Genomic DNA, 323 nt, shown 5'->3' on the forward strand with positions numbered 1-323 from the left:
GAAATCATCGAAGAGCTGGAGCCAGTCAAGCGCGGTGTGTACACGGGATCGATCGGCTGGTTTGGCTTCAATGGCGATGTGGAGGTAAACATCGCGATCCGAACCATGGTAGTAAAGGATGGCGTTGCCCATGTTCAGGCAGGGGCAGGTATCGTGATTGATTCGACACCAGAGGCAGAGTATCGTGAGTCATTGAAAAAGGCAGAAGCGTTATGGAAAGCACTTGAGCTTTGTGAGCAGAGAATGAGTAAGAAGAGCCTAGAGGAGATGAGCTAGATGATTTTGATGATTGATAATTACGATTCGTTTACTTACAACCTGGT

Annotated in this window: 1 protein-coding gene; it reads left to right on the top strand. The window is 47.7% G+C overall.

Translation table 11 applies throughout. The annotated features are described in order from the left end of the window. A partial coding sequence (locus tag SB773_RS30760) for a chorismate-binding protein (protein ID WP_410594021.1) occupies window positions 1-276 on the top strand: 276 nt, incomplete at its 5' end. Window positions 277-323: the final 47 nt, after the last annotated feature.

The sequence above is a fragment of the Bacillus sp. SIMBA_074 genome (genome assembly GCF_046534555.1).
GTDB lineage: Bacteria > Bacillota > Bacilli > Bacillales > Bacillaceae_G > Bacillus_A > Bacillus_A mycoides.